Source organism: Priestia sp. TRM10 (assembly GCF_057808375.1).
In genome coordinates this window covers 266829-284985 of sequence record NZ_JBJZOT010000013.1, presented here as the reverse complement: position 1 = coordinate 284985, position 18157 = coordinate 266829, and the positions used below count along the sequence as shown (strand labels likewise).

Here is an 18157-nt window from a genome sequence, read left to right as displayed (position 1 = left end):
CAAAAGGCTTGCTTCTGTACTGCGCTCTTTTTTATTTCCTACAATGTGAAGTTGACTCTCTTATAACGAGCTTTGGTGAAAGAGTTACTCGTTGTTTTACATCGCTTTTTTGCTCAATCTCACTTATAAGAAGTTCAATGACTTTTTCGCCCATTTCTTTCTTTGGCTGTTCAATTGTTGTAAGCTGTGGATCGCTAATTTTAGCAAGTATGCTATTATCAAAGCCAATCACAGAAAGTTCATGTGGAACGGAAATATTTAAAGAACGAGCAGCTTGCAAAACCCCGAGAGCAAGAATCTCGGTTGAAACGAAAATAGCAGTTGGTCTTTCTGAAACATCTTTCAACAGTTTTAAGCTTGCTTTTTTACTTTCATGAAGATCGTGCGGACAGTAGACAATATCTTTATCATTAAAAGGAAGATTTGAAAGCCGAAGACCTTCTTTAAATCCCTCTGCCCGCTGTTTAATAGAAGGAACATCAACATCCTCTGCAATCATGGCCATCCTTTTATGTCCAAGGTCTGCAAGATGAGTAGCTGCTTCATATCCACCTTGAAAATCATCAACTACCACCGTATGAAGCGGAAGATAAGGAACATCACGAGAAAGCATGGCAACAGGCATATCGCTATCAACAAGCTCTTTTATTGCTTTTCTGTTTTTTAATCCTGTTGCAATAATAAGTCCATCAACGTATTTTTGACGAAGCATTGAAATATATTGATCTTCTCTTGTTGAGTCATTATCTGTACTGCAAATAATAACGTTAAATCCCCTCTTCCTTCCGCTGTCCTCCACGGCTCTTGCTACCTCAGCCATAAAGGGGTTTGCTACATCTGGAATTAATAATCCAATTGTTTTAATTGCTTTTTTTACAGATGAAACAACACTTGGCTGATACTGAAGTTCTTCGATTATATTACGAATTCTTTTTTTTGTTTTCTCACTAATGTTTCCTGTTCCATTTAATACTTTTGAAACAGTTGAAATCGAAACGTTCGCTTTTTTGGCTACATCATATATTGTCGCTTTCACGGGAAAACCACCTCTACTGTTGTTTACCATAAGTATAAGCGAACTTCGATTTCCTAAAAAGCTCTTCTCTGTCTTTTCTTATACAAGATTTGAAACATTGTGCTCGATTTGAATTGGTTTCTTTTGCACAACAGATTCAATGCAAGCACGTGCAATAAGAAGGGCCATTCTTGCTTCTTCTCCTCCAACTGCTGTTTTTTCGTTATTTTGAACAGCATTTACAAAAGAAGCTAATTCTTCTACATAAGCATCGTGTAATAGATGCTGATCATAGCGAAGTGTATTATAACTTACTCCATCTTTGTTATAGCGCGTCATATTAGATTCTCGAATACTTCCAATTGTCATCATCCCTTTTGAACCAAACGCTTCTGCTCTTACATCATATCCATATACAGCTTGAAAATTGGCTTCTGCGGTAGCAATTGCTCCATTATCATATTTAATTGTCACAACAGCTGTATCTAGGAAACCTCTTTCCTTAAAATCCGGTCTAACTAAAGCATCTGCTACAGCATATACTTCTACAGGAAGAGATCCTGGATTTAGATAGTTTAAAATATCAAAGTCATGAATGAGCGTTTCCAAAAATATTGTCCACTCTGGAACAGGGGCTGGGTCCGCTAATACTGGATCTCTTGTTAAAGAACGTAAAAGCTGCGGCGTTCCAAGATCTCCTTGTAAAATCTCAAGATGTGCGCTTCTAAAATCTTTTGAAAATCTGCGGTTAAATCCTACTTGCAGAGGAACGTTGTACTCATTAACTGTTTGAATTACCCGATCTGCTTCCTCAATCGTTATAGCCATTGGTTTTTCGCAAAACACAGCTTTTCCATTTTGCGCTGCTCTAATAATATTTTCAGCATGCGTTCTAGCTGGAGAAGCAATCACAACTCCATCTATATTGGGATCTTTAAACATATCTGATGGATTATCATACGCTTTAGCTGACGAACCTAGTGTATGAATTAATTTTTCAGCAGCTCCACTCACAGGATCTGCTACAGCATATAATTCTGCTCCAAAAAGTCGCTTTTCTATTGTTTCTGCATGAAAAGCTCCCATTCTTCCTGCACCAACTAGACCAATTCTAATTTTCTTCATCTCCAACACTCCTATGTTTGTTCTATTCTAACTAAATAATTTAGGAAAGCTCTTTCCTTATAAACTGATTGTAAGCATTTTCATCTGTAAGGTCAATATCTTTTTTTATTATTCAGAAAAATACACAAAGGACAAAGCAGAAAAAAGCTTTAGTCCTTTGTGTATGATAAAGAAGTGTTGATATAAATTCTCAGTTTCTCTCCTTCAATAGAATAACCATCTTTCATATAGTCCCATCCATATTTTTCATAATAGTCTTCAAGCTCTGTTGACAGGTAGAGCTCATCAAATCCTTTCTCTTTTGCTTTTTGAATTCCATGCTCTAAAAGGCGTTGACCTAAGCCCCTTCCTCTCCATTCTTTTTTCACATAAAGACAGGAGAACCAAGGCATTAAATCTTGTCGACTGATGAAATCTGTTCGTAGTAAAGCGTAAGAAGCAATAATTTCATTTCCGTTCACCATAATGTAAAAACGGGGTAGCTCTTCATTTGTATAACAAGAATGAAGCATACAATCTTGATAAAAATGCTGATTAGTTTTTGTTCCCCAAGCATTCCAAAAGAATTCTACTGCATGATTGAAAAGCTCCATTTTCTCTTTCAATTCATAAATGATCATCTTTTCCGCTCCTTTTCCACTCATCTTTCTTCTCATTATAAACACCAAGCTTTTGCTTTAGTCTAGAGTAAACATTCATTCTTGACAGAAATAGTTAAGAAAACGCATGAACGTAAAGAACATGGAGATATTAGAGAAAGAGGAGGTGCTAATATATGACAAATCCATATCTTTGCCCAAGCTGCAAAACCAATCGCACTCGTTTCAACCTTATTTCTCAAGTTGCTCAATCTGTAAAAATGGATCCACAGTCTGGAGAAATTACAAATGAATATGATGATAGCAATCGGGATGCATTCCATTTAGCTTACAAAGGACCAGAACGAAAAGTTCAGTGTGGAACGTGCGGGCTTGTGGAAGAAGAACAAACATTTATTAACCATGCCAAATTGAATCGCTAAAAGACTCAAGACTATCTTGAGTCTTTTTATTTACCTTTCTTATTTAATGCACTTCTTTTCTTTTACTCGTATAATAACAAGAAAACACATTATTTTTATAAAGCAAAGGAGGACTTTTTTCTCGTGAATTCCGCTGAACAAAGCTTCATAAAGCTAACATCAGATCTCGCTCATATTATGCAGTCTAAAGAGTATGAACATCGTGACATTATCTTTTTATGTATAGGATCAGATCGATCTATTGGAGACTCTTTAGGTCCTTTAGTTGGAACAATGCTCAAAGAAAAAAAAGTTCCCTTTGAAGTTTATGGAACGTTAGAGACCCCTGTTCATGCGTTTAATTTAGAAGATACGTTAAAAAAAATCACCAAAAGATTTAAGAAATCTCTAATCATCAGCATTGATGCTTCTTTAGGGGATGAGGATCATGTTGGGTCTGCTTTTCTTAAAAAAGGGCCTGTTGTTCCTGGAAAAGCCTTAAAGAAACTGCTTCCCAAAACAGGTGATTTTCATATCACAGGCGTTGTAAACTATGTTGATCCCCTCCCTTCTACTCAATTCCTCAACGATACACGTCTTTATATAGTAAGAAATCTTGCTCTAGCTATTTCGGAAGCCATATATCAAGCTTCATTAGAAAATGTTCAGCATTTATGAAAAAAGCGGTTGTATAACCTCTACTAGTTATACAACCGCTTTTTTATATAATAGCTCCTGTGATAATTGAGATTACGATCATTACTAGTGAACAAATAAGAGCCCATATAAAAGCAAACTTTTGAATCTCACCAAGATCTTTTTTTACCATTCCGACGAGCAAGAGTGTTGAAGCAACAAGAGGGCTTAAAAAGTGAATAGGCTGACCTAACACAGAGGCTCGTGCAATTTCAGCAGCTGTCGCTCCATAACTTGTTCCTGCTTCAGCTAAAATAGGTAAAACCCCAAAATAGTAAGCATCGTTAGATAAAATAAAAGTAAAAGGCATACTTGTTAAAGCCACAACAATAGGAAAGAACGATCCTAGTGATTCGGGGATAATAGCGACTAGAGAATTAGCTATAGCATCCACCATTTTTGTACCAGAAAAAATCCCTGTAAAGATACCGGCGGCAAATACAAGGGTAACAACCGTAATTGCATTTCCTGCATGAGCTATAATCCTCTCTCTCTGCTGCTCTATATTTGGATAATTAATAACAGATGCTACGACAAAACCAATTAGAAACAAGACTGGAATGGGAATTAAACCCATAATTAGAACAACCATAACAGTGATAGTTAAAATCAAATTCAGCCATCTTAAGTTTGGTCGTTTTAAGTTATCTTGTGCAATAGAAGTGACTGCAGCTTCACTAATGGCGCTTTTCATCTCTGCAGCTTCCTTTATTGTGATGACTCCAAGGCGCTTTCGCTCTTTTCTCCCAAGCATATAAGCCGTAAAAACAATACACATCATTCCTGCTAACATTGTGGGAATAATACCGATAAAAAACTCATTTGCATCTAAATTAAGCGAAGCAATCGCCCTTGTAGCAGGTCCTCCCCATGGAGTCATTCCACTCATAATACTAACGGAAAGCAATGAGACGGTAGCCAAGATTAAAGGATTCATTCCAAGTCTTAAATATAGCGGTAGCATAGCAGAAATAGTAATCATATGAGTTGTTGTGCCATCTCCATCCAATGCAACCGTCATAGCTATCACTGCACTTCCAATCGCAATTTTTACAGGATCTCCCTTCACAATTTTGAGCATTGTTCGAATAAGTGGATCAAAAAGACCTGCATCTATCAAAATACCAAAAAAGAGAATTGCAAATAATAAAAGAGCTGCGGAAGGAGCTACGATTTTTAAACCGTCAAGCATCATCTCCCCAATTTGGGACCCAAATCCCCCTATTAAAGCAAAAACAATAGGGATAATGGTAAGTGCGGCTACTGGTGATAGACGTTTAGACATCATTAAATACGTAAAAACAATAACCATTGCTATTCCTAGAAATGTTAAAATGTTAATTCCCTCCCCTTATAAAAAAGAAATCGCTTACAAAATCTTAAGAGACAATGAAGCAAAGCATATAAATTTCCCCTCGTTATTATTTACAGATTAGTCTAAATATTTCGATGTGTAAAATATATTTTTTTGATAAAAAGATTAAAAAAAACTTATAATCCAAATTTAAAAGAAAAAAGCACGCAATGCGTACTTTTATAGTTTTATCTTATTTATGAAATCAATAAACTGTTTTACAGCGGTAAGTTTTAATGAATCTTGATGGTACATAAGCCAAGTATTACGAAGAACAGGTTCACCATTTTTATAAGAAAGACCATATGTATAAAGATTATCGGAAGGCTGCATGCAAATCTCCGGAAGAATAGAAACACCTAAATCATTTTTCACCATCTCTTTGCATGTTTCTTGCCGGTCGGTTTCCATTGTGACACGAGGAGGCATTGAAAATCGATCATTCCACCATCCTGTAATAAGATTTTTTAAAGAGCTATCTGTTTTATAGTTAATGAACGGGATTGTTGGTAATTCGTTTAAATTTACTTCCCTTTTTGAAATTAAGCAAAGGCGCTCTCTGTGAAGAAGCGTCTTCATTCCATGCCAGCGATAATTTCCTCGTAAAATGCCAAGTTGCACAACCGAGGAGTTTAAAAGGTTCATAATCTCTGTGCTCCACCCTGTGTTTACGTTAAACTGAACAAGTGGAAACTGATTTGAGTACTGTTTTAAAATTTTTGGCAGTTTATATTGAGCAAAATTACTCGACGCTCCCAACCTTAGAGTGCCTCTAACCTCATTTTTCATATTCAACATATAATCTTTTGTAAGCTGCAGCTTTTTAATCATTTCTTCTGCATAACTAGCCAAGTGAATACCTTCTGAAGTAAATTCAATCCCCCCTTTAACTTTTAAAAATATAGAAGTACCAAACTCATTTTCTAAGTTTTTAAGCCTGTACGTTAAAGCAGGCTGTGATATGTAAAGGCGCTCTGCCGCTCTGCTTATATTTTTCTCTTCATACAGCGTTTTAATGGCTACCCAATCCTTTTCATCCATTCTAATTCCTCCCTATCTGGATTATAAAATTCTTTTATACTATTACTTTAAAAATATGTATTTTACTTATAATCAAACATATCATACTATATTTGTAAAGGAAGCGGTACCAAATAAAATCTTATTATAAAGGTGGTTATCCTCATGAAAGTACCTGTAGCTTTAATGCGCGGTGGAACAAGCAAGGCCGTATTTTTTAACTATGATCATATGCCTTCAGATCATTCTCAATGGGAAGCTTTTCTGCTTGATATAATGGGAAGTCCTGATCAACGTCAAATTGATGGTCTTGGAGGGGGGAACTCTTTAACAAGTAAATCTGCTATTATTCGTAAATCCGCTTCTCCTCATATTGATGTTGAATATACATTTGGACAAGTGAGTTTAACAAATCAGACCGTTGATTTTAAAGGAAACTGTGGAAACATATCATCAGCAGTTGGCCCATATGCTATTGAGCAAGGACTTGTCCAAGCGGTAGAACCAATTACAACAGTAAGAATTTTCAACACAAATACGAAAAAGCTTATTACGGCAGACGTTGAAGTGAAAGATGGACATGTAAAAACAGATGGAAGCTTTTCAATTCCAGGCGTACCTGGTACAGGTTCCCCTATCTATCTTTCTTTCACCAAAAGTGAAGGAGCTGTGACAGGAAAACTTTTTCCGACTGGAAATCCTAAAGATACAATAAAAGTGAAAGATAAAATCTTGCAGATCTCAATTGTAGATGTTGCGAATCCACTTGTATTTATACGGGCTGCGGACATCGGTTTAACTGGAACGGAATTACCACATGAATACACACCTGAACAATTAGATTTTTTTGAAAGTATTCGTTCCATTGCTGCTGAACTGTGCGGTTTTTCTCCTAAAGAAAAGGCAACCGTAAAAACCCCAGCTGTTCCAAAGCTAACTCTCATTGCTCCCCCTATGAACTATACGGATGTAACAGGTGTAAATAGAGAAGCCAAAAATATGAATCTTGTCATTCGAATGATGTCTATGCAAAAACCTCATCAAGCATTAGCGATTACAGGAGCTATTTGTTCTACAGCCTCAGCTTTCTTAGAAGATACCATTGTTTCTGACCTAGTAAAAGTGAACAATGCTATATTTCGTTTAGGTCACCCAGCAGGCATTATGGAAACAAAAGTTGATATTGAAGCAGGTCATATTCAAAACATTAAAGTAGCTCGTACAGCTCGGAAAATTTTCGAAGGTTATGTTTATACAAAACATAACTATGAGATATCTTGCAATCTCGCCTAACCTTCTACATTTAAACTTCTAGTAATATTCTGTTGCTAAAAAGCCTTAACAACAATTAAGGCTTTTCTTTACATATCTCCCTTCTTCTTTACTTTTTCGCACTTGCTAAGTTTTCAACAATTACCTCTTCCCCAAATTCTTCATGAATCAGCAGCTCTATCTAGGTGAAGACTTGTCGTTTCACCTGCTGTCTGAAGCTCTCCTTTTTCATATGCTTCTTGAAATAAATGAACAAGCAGAAAATCATCTTTACGAATGGAACGAATTTCCTTTTGTTCTAACGAAACATTTTTTGTGAAAGAGTCAAGGCCCACCTTTGACGTGCTATAGCAACTTTGTGAACAGACTCTGAAGAAATATTCAATATTCTTTTATCACAATGGAGCAACTCGAGTTAATATCGCGGCATTATTAATTAAGCATACTCCTTCGGCAGCAGTGATATTTTGGCATATAATCTTTATTTTCGTTTCTATCTTTTCGGTTTCTCGTAAATTTAGTTGATAAAAACAGAATGATTTATTTTGTCTCTCTGCTAGCTTTTCTAACTCTATATTTCCTCTTCTTAATAAACTCATAATTTAATTTTTTTCTTCTTATTTAAGATCCTTTTAGCTAGTGCTTCTTCGATCCTACTCGTTCCTGCAATCACATAATATCCCACCCCCCACAAATCCATATATATCCAAATATTCATATTGAAAGTTTATCACAAAAAAGAAAGGGTAACGTTCTTTTATATACTATCTTTCATAGGGCGGTAGATGAGATGAATGCAGAACAAACATTAAATTTTAAAGATAAAGAGTATTTAAGAGAACAGGTTTTTGACATTTTATCTTTTTATTATCCTAGATGTATTGATAAAAAGAACGGTGGATATATTAACGGATTTTTAAGAGATGGAACAATTATGGATGAAGAAACAAAACATCTTGTTGGTACTTCTCGCTTCATCTATATCTTTAGCCTTGGAGCTCTTTTGGACGGTCCTGAATGGTGCAAGAAAGCAGCTCACCATGGGCTCCAGTTTCTTGAGAATCATCATCGTGATAAAGAAAATAAGGGGTATTTTTTTGAATTAGAAAACCAAGAAGTTGTAGATTCTTCAAAACAAGCCTATGGGCATGCTTTTGCATTGCTCGCCTCTTCTATTGCTCTTCAAGCGGGAATTCCTGGAGCTGAAAATGTCGTAAACAATCTTTTTTCCATTACAGAACAATATTTTTATGATTCGGAGTATGGCTATTATATGGAGGAATGGAATGAAGATTGGACAAAGTCTTCTTCATACAGAGGGCAAAATGCCAACATGCATATGTGTGAAGCACTGCTAACAGCTTTTGAAGCAACAGGAGATAAAAAATATATAAATAGAGCCTATCATCTTGCTAGATATGTTACAGGAGAACTTGCTGAACAAACAGGTGGGATGATATGGGAACATTTCAAAGAAGATTGGACACCAGATTGGGAGTACAACAAGATGGATACAAAAGATGAATTTCGCCCATATGGGTTTGTGCCAGGACATCAAGTAGAATGGAGTAAACTGCTTCTTTGGATAGATCGTCACAAGTCAGAACCATGGATGCTTTCTCGTTCAAAGGAGCTCTTTCTAACAGCTTGGAAAAGAGCTTGGGACCAAATCTTTGGTGGAATGTATTATTCACTGTCTCCAGAAGGAACGGTTATTGATCATGACAAAAATTACTGGGTAATGGCAGAAATTATTGCAGCATCTGCTCTCCTAGCAACCAAAACAGGAGAAAATTCATTTTGGGATTACTATAATGAAACATTCTCCTACTGTAATAAGCATTTTATTGATCATACTTATGGAGCTTGGTATCCACTGCTTAGCGAGCAAAACAAACCTTACAGTGAGGAAAAGAGTTCAGCACCTAAAACAGACTATCACCCAGCATCCGCTTGTTATCAAGTAATGCAGGCCCTTTCATTTTTATAAAATTTCAAAGTGAAATAGAGAGGTTAGCCCAAGCTAACCTCTCTTTCGTCTAGGAATAGTTTTACACTCTGTACAAGTTGAACACAAAAGGCCGATAAAATTATCGATCTCCGTAGCTCAAGATGTTCACCTCATTTGAAGCGCTTTATTTGCTATTTTTAAATCATTGCTTAAAAGGGCATTTAAATCATATGAAGGATAGTATCCTTTTTTATACATATAGTTAAAGATTTGTGCATGCCCTTTAATAGATTTTAAAAGGTGATTTGTAAGTACATTGCGTAAAGAAGGAGTAGCTGTTTCCGTAATAGCAATTGAATAGTTACGAACAGAAGTTTTTAAAAGTCCTAATAAATCTCCTGAATAAAACCCAAGGTCACTTCGCAACTCTTCTTCTCGACCGGCTGGAGCCAAGGAATAAAATGGAATAAGCTCTTTAATATTGCCTTCAATATCAAGGATAGATTTTCGATAAATTTCTCTTAATTCTGGATCATTCACTTCTTTTATCATTTTCTTAAGCTTTATTAACCCATTGGATTGAAAAGCAACAAGCTCATGAATTTCAAGCGTCTCGTGCCATGCTAGTGTTCTGCGTTCTTCCGTAGACATGATGATGCCTCCTCTAATCTCTTTGTTCGTCAACCCATCTTATTCTGAAACGAAAAAATGGTTAATTGTCCTGATTCAATTCTTCATTTGTAGAAAGCATGTTTATAAAATGTTTGGTAAATCTAAAAGGGTGAAAATGAATAAAAAAAAGCTTCTTAAAAAAGGGAGGAATACAAAATGAAAATGGCTGGAAATACCGTCCTCATTACAGGGGGAGGCTCAGGAATTGGGTTAGCTTTTGCCGAGCGCTTCTTAGAAAAAGGAAACAACGTTATTATTGTAGGTCGTCGCGAAGAAAAGCTTCAGGAAGCAAAAGAAAAATTTCCTGAACTGCATACAAAAGTATGTGATCTTTCTAAACAAGAAGAACGAATTTCTTTATTTGAATGGGTTACGTCTCACTTTCCGGATATTAATGTATTAGTAAATAATGCTGGAATTCAGCAAAGAGTAAATGTGTTAAAAGCAACGGAGAGTTGGGACTATTACAGCAAGGAAATCCACATTAATGTTGAAGGACTAATCCACCTTTCCATGTTATTTATTCCTTACTTTTTAACTCGAACAGATGCATCAATCATTAACATTTCATCAGGATTAGCAATAAGACCTGGGGCATGGGTGCCTATTTATAGTGCTACAAAAGCAGCTGTTCACTCTTTTACAACTTCTCTGCGCCTTCAGCTTGAGGATACTCATATATCCGTTATAGAAGTGTTTCCACCAGCTGTGAATACAGATTTAGGAGGGGTTGGGCTTCATACGTTTGGGGCTCCATTAAATGCTTTTGCTGACTCGATTTTTGAACGCTTTGAAAAAGGAGACTTAGAAATTGGCTATGAAGATTCGGAAAGAAGGCTTCATGCTTCACTAGAGGAAAATGAAGAAGGAATGAAAAAAGCGTGGGAAGGGTTTTTAAAAGGAAATCCTGACTTTTAACTTCCCCCTCGCTTCCTTATAAAGCGAGGGGGAAGTTCTATGATAGGGGTGTTAAAATGTACTCCGCGTACTCTTTAGCACTTTTCTGAATTTCTTCTTTTGTTGCTTCGGACGTACCGTAAAAAAGATACGAAGGTAAAAAAGTTGTTCCAATTAAATTACTTGTTGCTTGAAAAGGCTTCAACAGCTCGCTCATTGAATAATGATTAAGTCCTCCTGCTCTATACTTCTCTTCGCCACTTCCTGTTGTAACCGCTAAAATGAGCTCTTTTCCATGCAGCGCATTCCCATTTGATCCATATGCCCATCCGTATGTAAGTACTTTATCTTGCCACTCTTTTAAAAGTGAAGGAGAGCTATACCAATAGAACGGAAATTGCCACACAATACGGTCATGCGCTTCGCAAAGTTCTTGCTCTCTTTTCACATCGATCTCTTCTTTATATTCTTGATAAAGTTCATGAACTGTTATATTATCATGCTTTTTCAGCTCTTCCCTCCATGCTTTATTAACTGTTGATTGTTCAATTGCAGGATGAGCGATAATCACTAAAACCTTCATATGAAATCCTCCTTTTATTTTCTTGTTTCTATTTTAACAGCCTAGTTCATTTCAGCCTAATGATTACACTTTTGATTATGGACATGTTTTTTCCTTAGGTGAATATATTTAAAGAATAGCCGATGTGCTATCCATCTTTGAAGGAGTGACAAACTGTGAAAGGAAATCACGATAACTATGCTTCTATTTTCTTTCAGCGTATTTTAAATACAATGATCTTCTTTTTAGGCATTATTCTTTCTTTGTTTCTTGTTAAAAAAACCATTTTTCTGATTCAAAGCCTTGCGCTACACGATGACAAAACGTCTTACTACTCTCTTGTTGAGGGCATTCTCGTTTATTTCCTTTACTTTGAATTTTTAAGTCTTGTTGTGAAATACTTTCAAAACAACAATCATTTTCCCCTTCGCTATTTTATTTATATTGCAGTTACAGCCATTGTTCGATTGATTATCGTTAATCATGAAGAACCAATGACAACGTTCGTCTATACGCTAGCCATTTTAACTCTTATTATTTCTCTTCTTCTTGCTAATCTGCGCTTTGTTCGTGATGACTAAAAAATCCTCGCATAAAAAACCATCATCTGACAAACCTACTTATAAAACATCCTTTTAGATTATGTGAAGGAGCGAAAATGATGGACGAATATTTTCATCTGCTTTTACGCACGCCGTTTATGTTTGTTGTCATCCTAATCTTTTTTCGCTTAACAGGAAAAAAAGACCTCGGAGACGTTAGTGTTTTAGATGTTGGCATTACCCTTATGATTGCAGACTTAGCTGTATTAACCATTGAAAATCCTGAAAGCTCCATTTTCAAAGGGCTTCTTCCTATTATTTTACTAATTATTATTCAGTTTATCCTTTCTAAAGTAACGCTTAAAAGTCAAAAAGCTCGAGCCATAATGGATGGGCGTCCTTCACTTGTTATTGAACATGGAAAATGTAATCAAAAGGTGATGAGTGACCTCGGCTATACGTTAGATGATTTATATCTTCAACTTCGCAGCAAAGATATTGCAGACATCTCAAAAGTAAGCTTTGCTCTTTTAGAACCAACGGGCCATTTATCGGTTTTTCAGCATAAAGATGATTTTTCACTTCCGCTTATTCTAGATGGAAATATTCAAAGACAACATCTTCATCTGATTAATAAAGATGAAAAATGGTTAAAAGAAGAGTTAACAAAGTTAGGAAACGAGAAAATTCAAGATATTTTCATTTGTAGTTATACAAATGAAGAATTTTATATTGAAATGCTTGATAATAAAGCAGCAATAGAGTAAAAAAAGCTTTCTTTCCTTTCACACAAGCAGAGAAAGCTTTTGTTTGCTTTTTCATTTTCTCTATATGCTACAATACAGCTAATTATATCTCTTTAACAGTTTTTCACATCATGAATCAACCTCTGTTTAAGGAAAAGGAGGATTATATGATAAATACAATTGTTCATTCTGACGATACGTGGATGCTTTGGGGAATATTGGCTGTTTGGGCCTCGATTAGTATTTTTCTTGAACAGAAATATAAGTGGGCCTCAGTCCTGTCAGGAGCCGTAATTGCCCTACTTGGCGCTCTCATTCTTTCCAACCTTAACATTATTCCAACAGAGTCTCCTGTGTATGATAATGTATGGACATACCTTGTTCCACTCGCAATCCCCCTTTTACTTTTTAACATTAATATGAGAGAACTTTTTCAAGAAAGTAAAAAGCTTATTTTAACTTTCTTGATTTGTGCTATTGGTACTGTTATCGGAAGCTCAATTGGTTTCTTTCTTTTGAAAGATTATATTCCAGAGCTTGCCAAACTCTCTGCTGCTATTGCTGCTTCTTATGTTGGAGGCGGTGTTAATTTTGCGGCTGTAACAGCCCGGTTCGAACCTTCTAGTGAAATGGTATCAGCAACCGTTGTAGCAGATAATATGGTGATGGCTGCTATGTTTGCTCTTTTTATGCTCATTCCATCTCTTTTGTTTTTTAAAAAACGGTTTAACACTCCGCGTATTGATGAGCTTGAACGTGGAAGAGTAAATAAAGAAGAAACACTTGCATCAAAGTATTGGCGTAGAAAGGAAATTTCCTTAAAAGATGTCGCCGCCTCTGTTGGGACTTCTTTTTTCTTAGTTGTTCTTTCATTTAAACTAGCCGAATTTTTCGATCGTGTCATTCCTAGTGATGAAAATACTTCAGGGATTGTAGTTTTTCTAAATGGTATGTTAGGAGAAAAATATTTGCTCCTCTCAACGCTTACGTTCCTTTTTATCTACTTCTTCCCAAACTATTTTAATAAAATAAGAGGCGGACAAGAACTTGGCACATATCTTATTTACATTTTCTTTGTTGTAATTGGTGCCCCTGCTTCAATTTCTTTAATTATTGAAAAAGCGCCGCTTTTAATTTTATTCGTTTCAATTGTTGGTTTATTTAACTTAGGAACAGGACTTCTGCTTGGAAAACTATTTAAGCTTGATCTTGAACATATTGTTCTAGCAAGCAATGCAACAGTAGGAGGTCCAACAACAGCAAGTGCAATGGCAATTGCAAAAGGATGGAGAAATTTAGTAGGGCCTATTTTAGTTGTTGGCACATTAGGGTATATTATTGGAAACTATATTGGATTTCTACTTGGTCACTGGTTTTTAACATTTTAAATGCACCAAACCATCCAAATAGTGGTATTATATTCAATAGTTTAGTATATTTTGTAAAAGGCGGTGCCTACAATCGATAACATAGTGATTTATGAAAGGTTAAAAGAAATAAATGAGGAACTATACGATCCTTTCCCGTATGAAGAAACAAAGAATATTAAGAAAGATTTTAAAGAGTGTTTAACGTCTGAAGCTTGTTTTAATGCTGATCTTAATACATACATGATGAACATTGTAGGAAGCGTTAATTACGTTTTGCGCGGAAAAGGAACGAAAATTCCTGAGCGACAGATGAATGCTCTTAGTCTCACTTTCTTTGAAGCTTTTCCTCAATATATTTTTTTAGAAAACAAGATGAACCAGTACCCGCTTTTTTATCGGGAGTATGCTAGAAATGAAGAAGCACGAAGACTTATTTTACGCTATGTAGAGAACGAAGGGGTTTTAAGTAAATAACCCCTTCTCTTTTCATTCTCTTCATCCTTGATTCTTTCTACAAAAACGAGTGAAAATATCTCCTACATTACATTTTACTCCTGTTTAAAAACTGAACATATCCTCCCTTTCCTTCATTATCTACCTTCCATCCTATCTCACTGAAAATGCCGAGATTTCCTTCGTATTTGAGCACGCTTTTTTCTTTTATTATTTCGTATTGATGATACACATATATTGAAAAGGCTAGGAAACCGAGTAAGAAGCTTAAAATAATTACTGCTTTTATACGAACTTTGTTTCTCTTTCCCATCTTGTCACTCCTTTCAAGTCTCCTTGAAAGGATACAAGGTTAATGTTAAAAATTGGTTAAACTATAGTTAATACATGTTTAATTTATCTCCCTACCACCTAAGAGGATATGTTTCTCATATAATCATCTTTTTAACTCACCTTTTGAAGCCATTCTTTTGTCACACGAACCATTTCATCTTGCTGTTGTTTAGACGTGATTGTCGCTTTGTTATCTCCTTTTTGTTTTCCATATAGTCCAAACTGAGCATGATTTCCACCCTTAATTTCATGCACAACTGCACCTTTAGATAAGAGATGATGAGTTTGTGCTATTTTCTTTTTAGTTGATAAACCATCAAGCTCCCCGTAGAGAGACAGCATTGGAAGTTCTTTTTCCGAAAAATCATTACTTTCATTTGGATAAGACCCAAGGAAAATAACGCCATTTATCTCTTTTGGATGTTTATAGGCATAAGAAGCGGCACTAACACCTCCAAGAGAATGTCCTGCAATATACCACTCTTCAATGTCATCGTATTTTTCAATAATATCTTCTGCTCTATTTTGATCAAAAATGGAAAAGTTCAATAAAACATGTGGAATAGCCACAAAATAGCCATCTTCAGCTAGTTTTTTTCCATAGTAGCTGTATGCCTCTGGCTCTACTTTTGCTCCAGGATAAAGAATAATTCCTTTTCCATTGCTTTTTTTAGGTTGAAGAATAACAGCATCGTCTTCGTGCTGTATATTTTCAATATTAACAAGTGTTGTAAGCTCTTTTGATGGTTCATATGTAAGTTGTGACCAAACAAAAAAGCTTCCTACTCCAATAAGAAGCAAAACAAAAACCGTAATAAGGCTGTATTTGATTCCTTTTTTCATCTTTTCTTTCTCCTTTTTAAAGAAATCCTTTGAACAAAGTTCAAAGGATTTCTTCGCTTAATTCTCTTCTCTTGCTTTGACCTTTCCAAGCTTTGAAGGCCAGAATGCCCATTTTCCTAATAGACTTGTAATCGCTGGAACGAGCAGTGGACGAACAATGAACGTATCAAGCAAAACTCCAATTGCTGTAATTAAGCCAAACTGAACAAGCACTTGAATCGGAAGTGTTGTAAGTACAGCGAACGTTCCTGCCAAAATAATTCCTGCAGACGTAATTACACCACCGCTTTGGCCAACTCCTTCTTTTATTGCTTCCTTAAGCGGCAACTCTTTTTTCTTTTCCCATATGTTTGAAATCATAAAGATGTTGTAATCTTCTCCAAGAGCCACAATAAAGACGAAAGCATAAATAGGGATAAGCCCTGAAATAGCTCCTATATCAAATCCATAATGAAGAATAATCCAGCCAAGCCCAAGTGCGCTCGTAAATGAAATTAATACTGTTGCAATTAAGTACACCATTGCCACAATAGAACGTAAATAAAGTAAAAGAAGCAGGGCTACTACAACGATGACGAAACTAATAATCTTCATCTCATCTTGAGCAATAACTGTTCTTTGATCAAGCTGCTCTGCCGTTTGACCACTAATCCAGACATTTTCAAATCCTTTGTCATCTGAAAGCTCTTTAAGATCTTTACGCAACTGTTCTACATCATTCATCGCTTCATTACTATACGGATTTTGTTCAAGTTCAACTTTATAAGAAACAAAATTTTGATCACTTTGACTCGTTTCCGGATTTTCAACACGACTTATTCCGTCTAAACGAGCAAGATCGTTTTTAATATTCTCGGTTTCATCATTTTGTTCAAAGACAACTGTTAAAGGAGCAAGATCTCCTGCTCCAAATCCGTCGCTAATAAGGTCGAAGCCTTCGCGAGACGGCGTATCTTTCGGAAATGCTGAAAGCGTATCATATGAATATTTAATTCCTGTTACAAATGTGGAACTCACAATAAGAAACAAGAGTGTAATGATAACGGTACGAACAGGCCTGTTAGCTGAATAAGCTCCAATTTTATACCAAAAACGAGATTGCTTGTGAAGCTTAACTTTTTTATTTTTTTCCTGTGCTCTTTCTTTTTCCATCTCTTCTGTTCTTGGCACAAATGGGAAAAATGCGCTTCTACCAAGAATACTTAAAAGTGCTGGCACAAGTGTTAAAGATGAAATCATCATAATAAAAATAGATAAGCTAAACGGGATGGCAAAGTTGTGAATTGTAGCATATTGAGAAACAAGTAAAACTAAAAGTGCTGAAACAACGGTTAAACCACTTACTCCAATGGCTCCCGACGTATCTAAAAATGCACGTTTTAAAGCTCGAAGACGACTTCCTTCTTCATAGAGGAAAAGACGAAAGCGCGAAATTAAAAATAAACAATAATCTGTTCCAGCTCCGAAAAGAAGAACTGTCATAATGGAAATACCTTGAGAATCATAACTTATATAGCCAGCCTTTGCGAGAGCACCGAGAATTGGTGTTGCAACAGCATAAGCCGCTCCAACTGCAATAAGGGGAACAAAAGGCAAAATTGGCGAACGATAAATAAGCAGCAGAAATACTAGGACAAGTAAAACTGTTCCAATTAATAAAGAAACGTCAGCATTTTTAAATAAGCCTGTTGCATCAACGCTAATTCCCGCAGGCCCTGTAACACGAGTAATAAGGCTGTCTGACGTCATTTTTTCATTAAGAGGGTTTCCTTCAAACTCCCGATCTACACGCGTCTCTAATTCTGTAAGACTTTCTTTTAATTCATCAGAAGAAGCTCCTTTTTCAAATAAAACCGTCTGAATAAAGGTTGTGCCATCTTCAGAAACAAGTTCTTTTAAAGCAGGCATTGGCATTTTATCATACGGCACTGCCAACTCTTGATGAGGGAGCTTGCTTTCATTTAACTCTTTTGACAGAGAGGCAATAGCAGTAAGCTCTTTTTCACTAATGCCGTCCTTGTTATACCATGTAAGCAAGGCAGGTACACCATCGCTGTTTGGAAACTTCTCTTCTACAATACGAGCAGCTTCCATAGAAGGTTCACTGCTTGGAAGTGGCTCAACGCTATCATCTGTATAGGTACTTGAAGACGGAAGCACCATTTGTAAAACTCCAATAAGTAAAACCCATACAATTAGAGTAATCCAGCGACCTTTTTTACCAACAATTCCACTTATGAGTTTTTTCATAAAGTGATTCATATTATCCCTTCTTTCTATTTATCACTTGATAAGTATACATTAAA

The 18157-nt window shown here is 36.0% G+C and carries 20 protein-coding genes; 9 read left to right on the top strand and 11 right to left on the bottom strand.

The window, feature by feature from the left end; genetic code table 11:
- Nucleotides 1–31: 31 nt before the first annotated feature.
- The 3 genes from ACK3CR_RS12740 to ACK3CR_RS12730 all read right to left on the bottom strand — a co-directional run bounded on the left by ACK3CR_RS12740 (nucleotide 32) and on the right by ACK3CR_RS12730 (nucleotide 2760).
- Nucleotides 32–1036 (bottom strand): LacI family DNA-binding transcriptional regulator, encoded by a 1005-nt coding sequence (locus ACK3CR_RS12740; protein WP_243513538.1) that lies wholly within the window; start codon nucleotides 1034–1036, stop codon nucleotides 32–34.
- 78 nt (nucleotides 1037–1114) lie between these two features.
- Nucleotides 1115–2140 carry a Gfo/Idh/MocA family oxidoreductase gene (locus ACK3CR_RS12735; protein ID WP_488975519.1) on the bottom strand — a complete coding sequence of 342 codons (1026 nt, stop codon included), beginning with the start codon at nucleotides 2138–2140 and terminating at the stop codon, nucleotides 1115–1117.
- A gap of 149 nt (nucleotides 2141–2289) precedes the next feature.
- On the bottom strand, nucleotides 2290–2760 hold the full coding sequence (locus ACK3CR_RS12730; protein WP_243513545.1) for a GNAT family N-acetyltransferase: 471 nt from the start codon (nucleotides 2758–2760) through the stop codon (nucleotides 2290–2292).
- Nucleotides 2761–2915: 155 nt separating this feature from the next.
- On the opposite strand from ACK3CR_RS12730, the gene ACK3CR_RS12725 reads away from it, so the two are divergent.
- Nucleotides 2916–3161 (top strand): hypothetical protein, encoded by a 246-nt coding sequence (locus tag ACK3CR_RS12725; RefSeq protein ID WP_019393115.1) that lies wholly within the window; start codon nucleotides 2916–2918, stop codon nucleotides 3159–3161.
- Nucleotides 3162–3284: 123 nt separating this feature from the next.
- Complete coding sequence (yyaC, locus tag ACK3CR_RS12720) at nucleotides 3285–3818, top strand: spore protease YyaC (protein ID WP_243513547.1); 534 nt, start codon at nucleotides 3285–3287, stop codon at nucleotides 3816–3818.
- Between the two features lie 43 nt (nucleotides 3819–3861).
- Here yyaC and ACK3CR_RS12715 read toward each other — a convergent pair whose 3' ends face one another.
- Both ACK3CR_RS12715 and ACK3CR_RS12710 read right to left on the bottom strand, forming a co-directional pair.
- Entirely contained in the window at nucleotides 3862–5172 is a 1311-nt protein-coding gene (locus ACK3CR_RS12715) for a CitMHS family transporter (RefSeq protein ID WP_430239779.1), read from the bottom strand.
- A 198-nt stretch (nucleotides 5173–5370) separates the two neighbouring features.
- Nucleotides 5371–6231 carry a LysR family transcriptional regulator gene (locus ACK3CR_RS12710; RefSeq protein WP_243513549.1) on the bottom strand — a complete coding sequence of 287 codons (861 nt, stop codon included), beginning with the start codon at nucleotides 6229–6231 and terminating at the stop codon, nucleotides 5371–5373.
- 144 nt (nucleotides 6232–6375) lie between these two features.
- Between ACK3CR_RS12710 and ACK3CR_RS12705 the strand changes: the two genes are divergently transcribed.
- On the top strand, nucleotides 6376–7503 hold the full coding sequence (locus ACK3CR_RS12705; protein WP_243513550.1) for a 2-methylaconitate cis-trans isomerase PrpF family protein: 1128 nt from the start codon (nucleotides 6376–6378) through the stop codon (nucleotides 7501–7503).
- A gap of 140 nt (nucleotides 7504–7643) precedes the next feature.
- Here ACK3CR_RS12705 and ACK3CR_RS12700 read toward each other — a convergent pair whose 3' ends face one another.
- Nucleotides 7644–7817, bottom strand: coding sequence for a hypothetical protein (locus ACK3CR_RS12700; RefSeq protein WP_328123457.1), 174 nt, complete (start codon nucleotides 7815–7817; stop codon nucleotides 7644–7646).
- A 455-nt stretch (nucleotides 7818–8272) separates the two neighbouring features.
- Between ACK3CR_RS12700 and ACK3CR_RS12695 the strand changes: the two genes are divergently transcribed.
- Complete coding sequence (locus ACK3CR_RS12695) at nucleotides 8273–9472, top strand: AGE family epimerase/isomerase (protein ID WP_488975518.1); 1200 nt, start codon at nucleotides 8273–8275, stop codon at nucleotides 9470–9472.
- A 126-nt stretch (nucleotides 9473–9598) separates the two neighbouring features.
- On the opposite strand, the gene ACK3CR_RS12690 is transcribed toward ACK3CR_RS12695, so the two are convergent.
- Nucleotides 9599–10084 (bottom strand): spore coat protein, encoded by a 486-nt coding sequence (locus ACK3CR_RS12690; RefSeq protein ID WP_243513566.1) that lies wholly within the window; start codon nucleotides 10082–10084, stop codon nucleotides 9599–9601.
- Between the two features lie 177 nt (nucleotides 10085–10261).
- On the opposite strand from ACK3CR_RS12690, the gene ACK3CR_RS12685 reads away from it, so the two are divergent.
- Entirely contained in the window at nucleotides 10262–11023 is a 762-nt protein-coding gene (locus tag ACK3CR_RS12685; RefSeq protein WP_328123453.1) for an SDR family oxidoreductase, read from the top strand.
- A gap of 37 nt (nucleotides 11024–11060) precedes the next feature.
- On the opposite strand, the gene ACK3CR_RS12680 is transcribed toward ACK3CR_RS12685, so the two are convergent.
- Nucleotides 11061–11585: an NAD(P)H-dependent oxidoreductase gene (locus ACK3CR_RS12680; RefSeq protein WP_243513571.1), complete on the bottom strand. Its 525-nt coding sequence runs from the start codon at nucleotides 11583–11585 to the stop codon at nucleotides 11061–11063.
- Nucleotides 11586–11740: 155 nt separating this feature from the next.
- Here ACK3CR_RS12680 and psiE point away from each other — a divergent pair, with 155 nt between their 5' ends.
- The 4 genes from psiE to ACK3CR_RS12660 all read left to right on the top strand — a co-directional run bounded on the left by psiE (nucleotide 11741) and on the right by ACK3CR_RS12660 (nucleotide 14696).
- Entirely contained in the window at nucleotides 11741–12145 is a 405-nt protein-coding gene (psiE, locus tag ACK3CR_RS12675) for a phosphate-starvation-inducible protein PsiE (protein ID WP_243513575.1), read from the top strand.
- Between the two features lie 77 nt (nucleotides 12146–12222).
- Nucleotides 12223–12873 (top strand): DUF421 domain-containing protein, encoded by a 651-nt coding sequence (locus tag ACK3CR_RS12670; RefSeq protein ID WP_488975517.1) that lies wholly within the window; start codon nucleotides 12223–12225, stop codon nucleotides 12871–12873.
- Nucleotides 12874–13019: 146 nt separating this feature from the next.
- Entirely contained in the window at nucleotides 13020–14240 is a 1221-nt protein-coding gene (locus ACK3CR_RS12665) for a DUF819 family protein (RefSeq protein WP_488975515.1), read from the top strand.
- 63 nt (nucleotides 14241–14303) lie between these two features.
- A complete protein-coding gene (locus ACK3CR_RS12660; RefSeq protein WP_328123449.1) occupies nucleotides 14304–14696 on the top strand; it encodes a YxiJ family protein in 393 nt (130 codons plus the stop codon).
- Between the two features lie 67 nt (nucleotides 14697–14763).
- Here the strand turns inward: ACK3CR_RS12660 and ACK3CR_RS12655 are convergent, their stop codons facing one another.
- From ACK3CR_RS12655 to ACK3CR_RS12645, 3 genes are all read right to left on the bottom strand, one after another.
- Nucleotides 14764–14988, bottom strand: coding sequence for a hypothetical protein (locus ACK3CR_RS12655; RefSeq protein ID WP_243513580.1), 225 nt, complete (start codon nucleotides 14986–14988; stop codon nucleotides 14764–14766).
- A gap of 131 nt (nucleotides 14989–15119) precedes the next feature.
- The gene (locus tag ACK3CR_RS12650; protein WP_328123448.1) at nucleotides 15120–15851 is read right to left on the bottom strand and encodes an alpha/beta fold hydrolase; all 732 of its coding nucleotides are present in this window, start codon (nucleotides 15849–15851) and stop codon (nucleotides 15120–15122) included.
- Between the two features lie 57 nt (nucleotides 15852–15908).
- Nucleotides 15909–18113, bottom strand: a complete 2205-nt coding sequence (locus ACK3CR_RS12645; RefSeq protein ID WP_488975514.1) for an MMPL family transporter — start codon at nucleotides 18111–18113, stop codon at nucleotides 15909–15911.
- Between the last annotated feature and the right edge of the window lie 44 nt (nucleotides 18114–18157).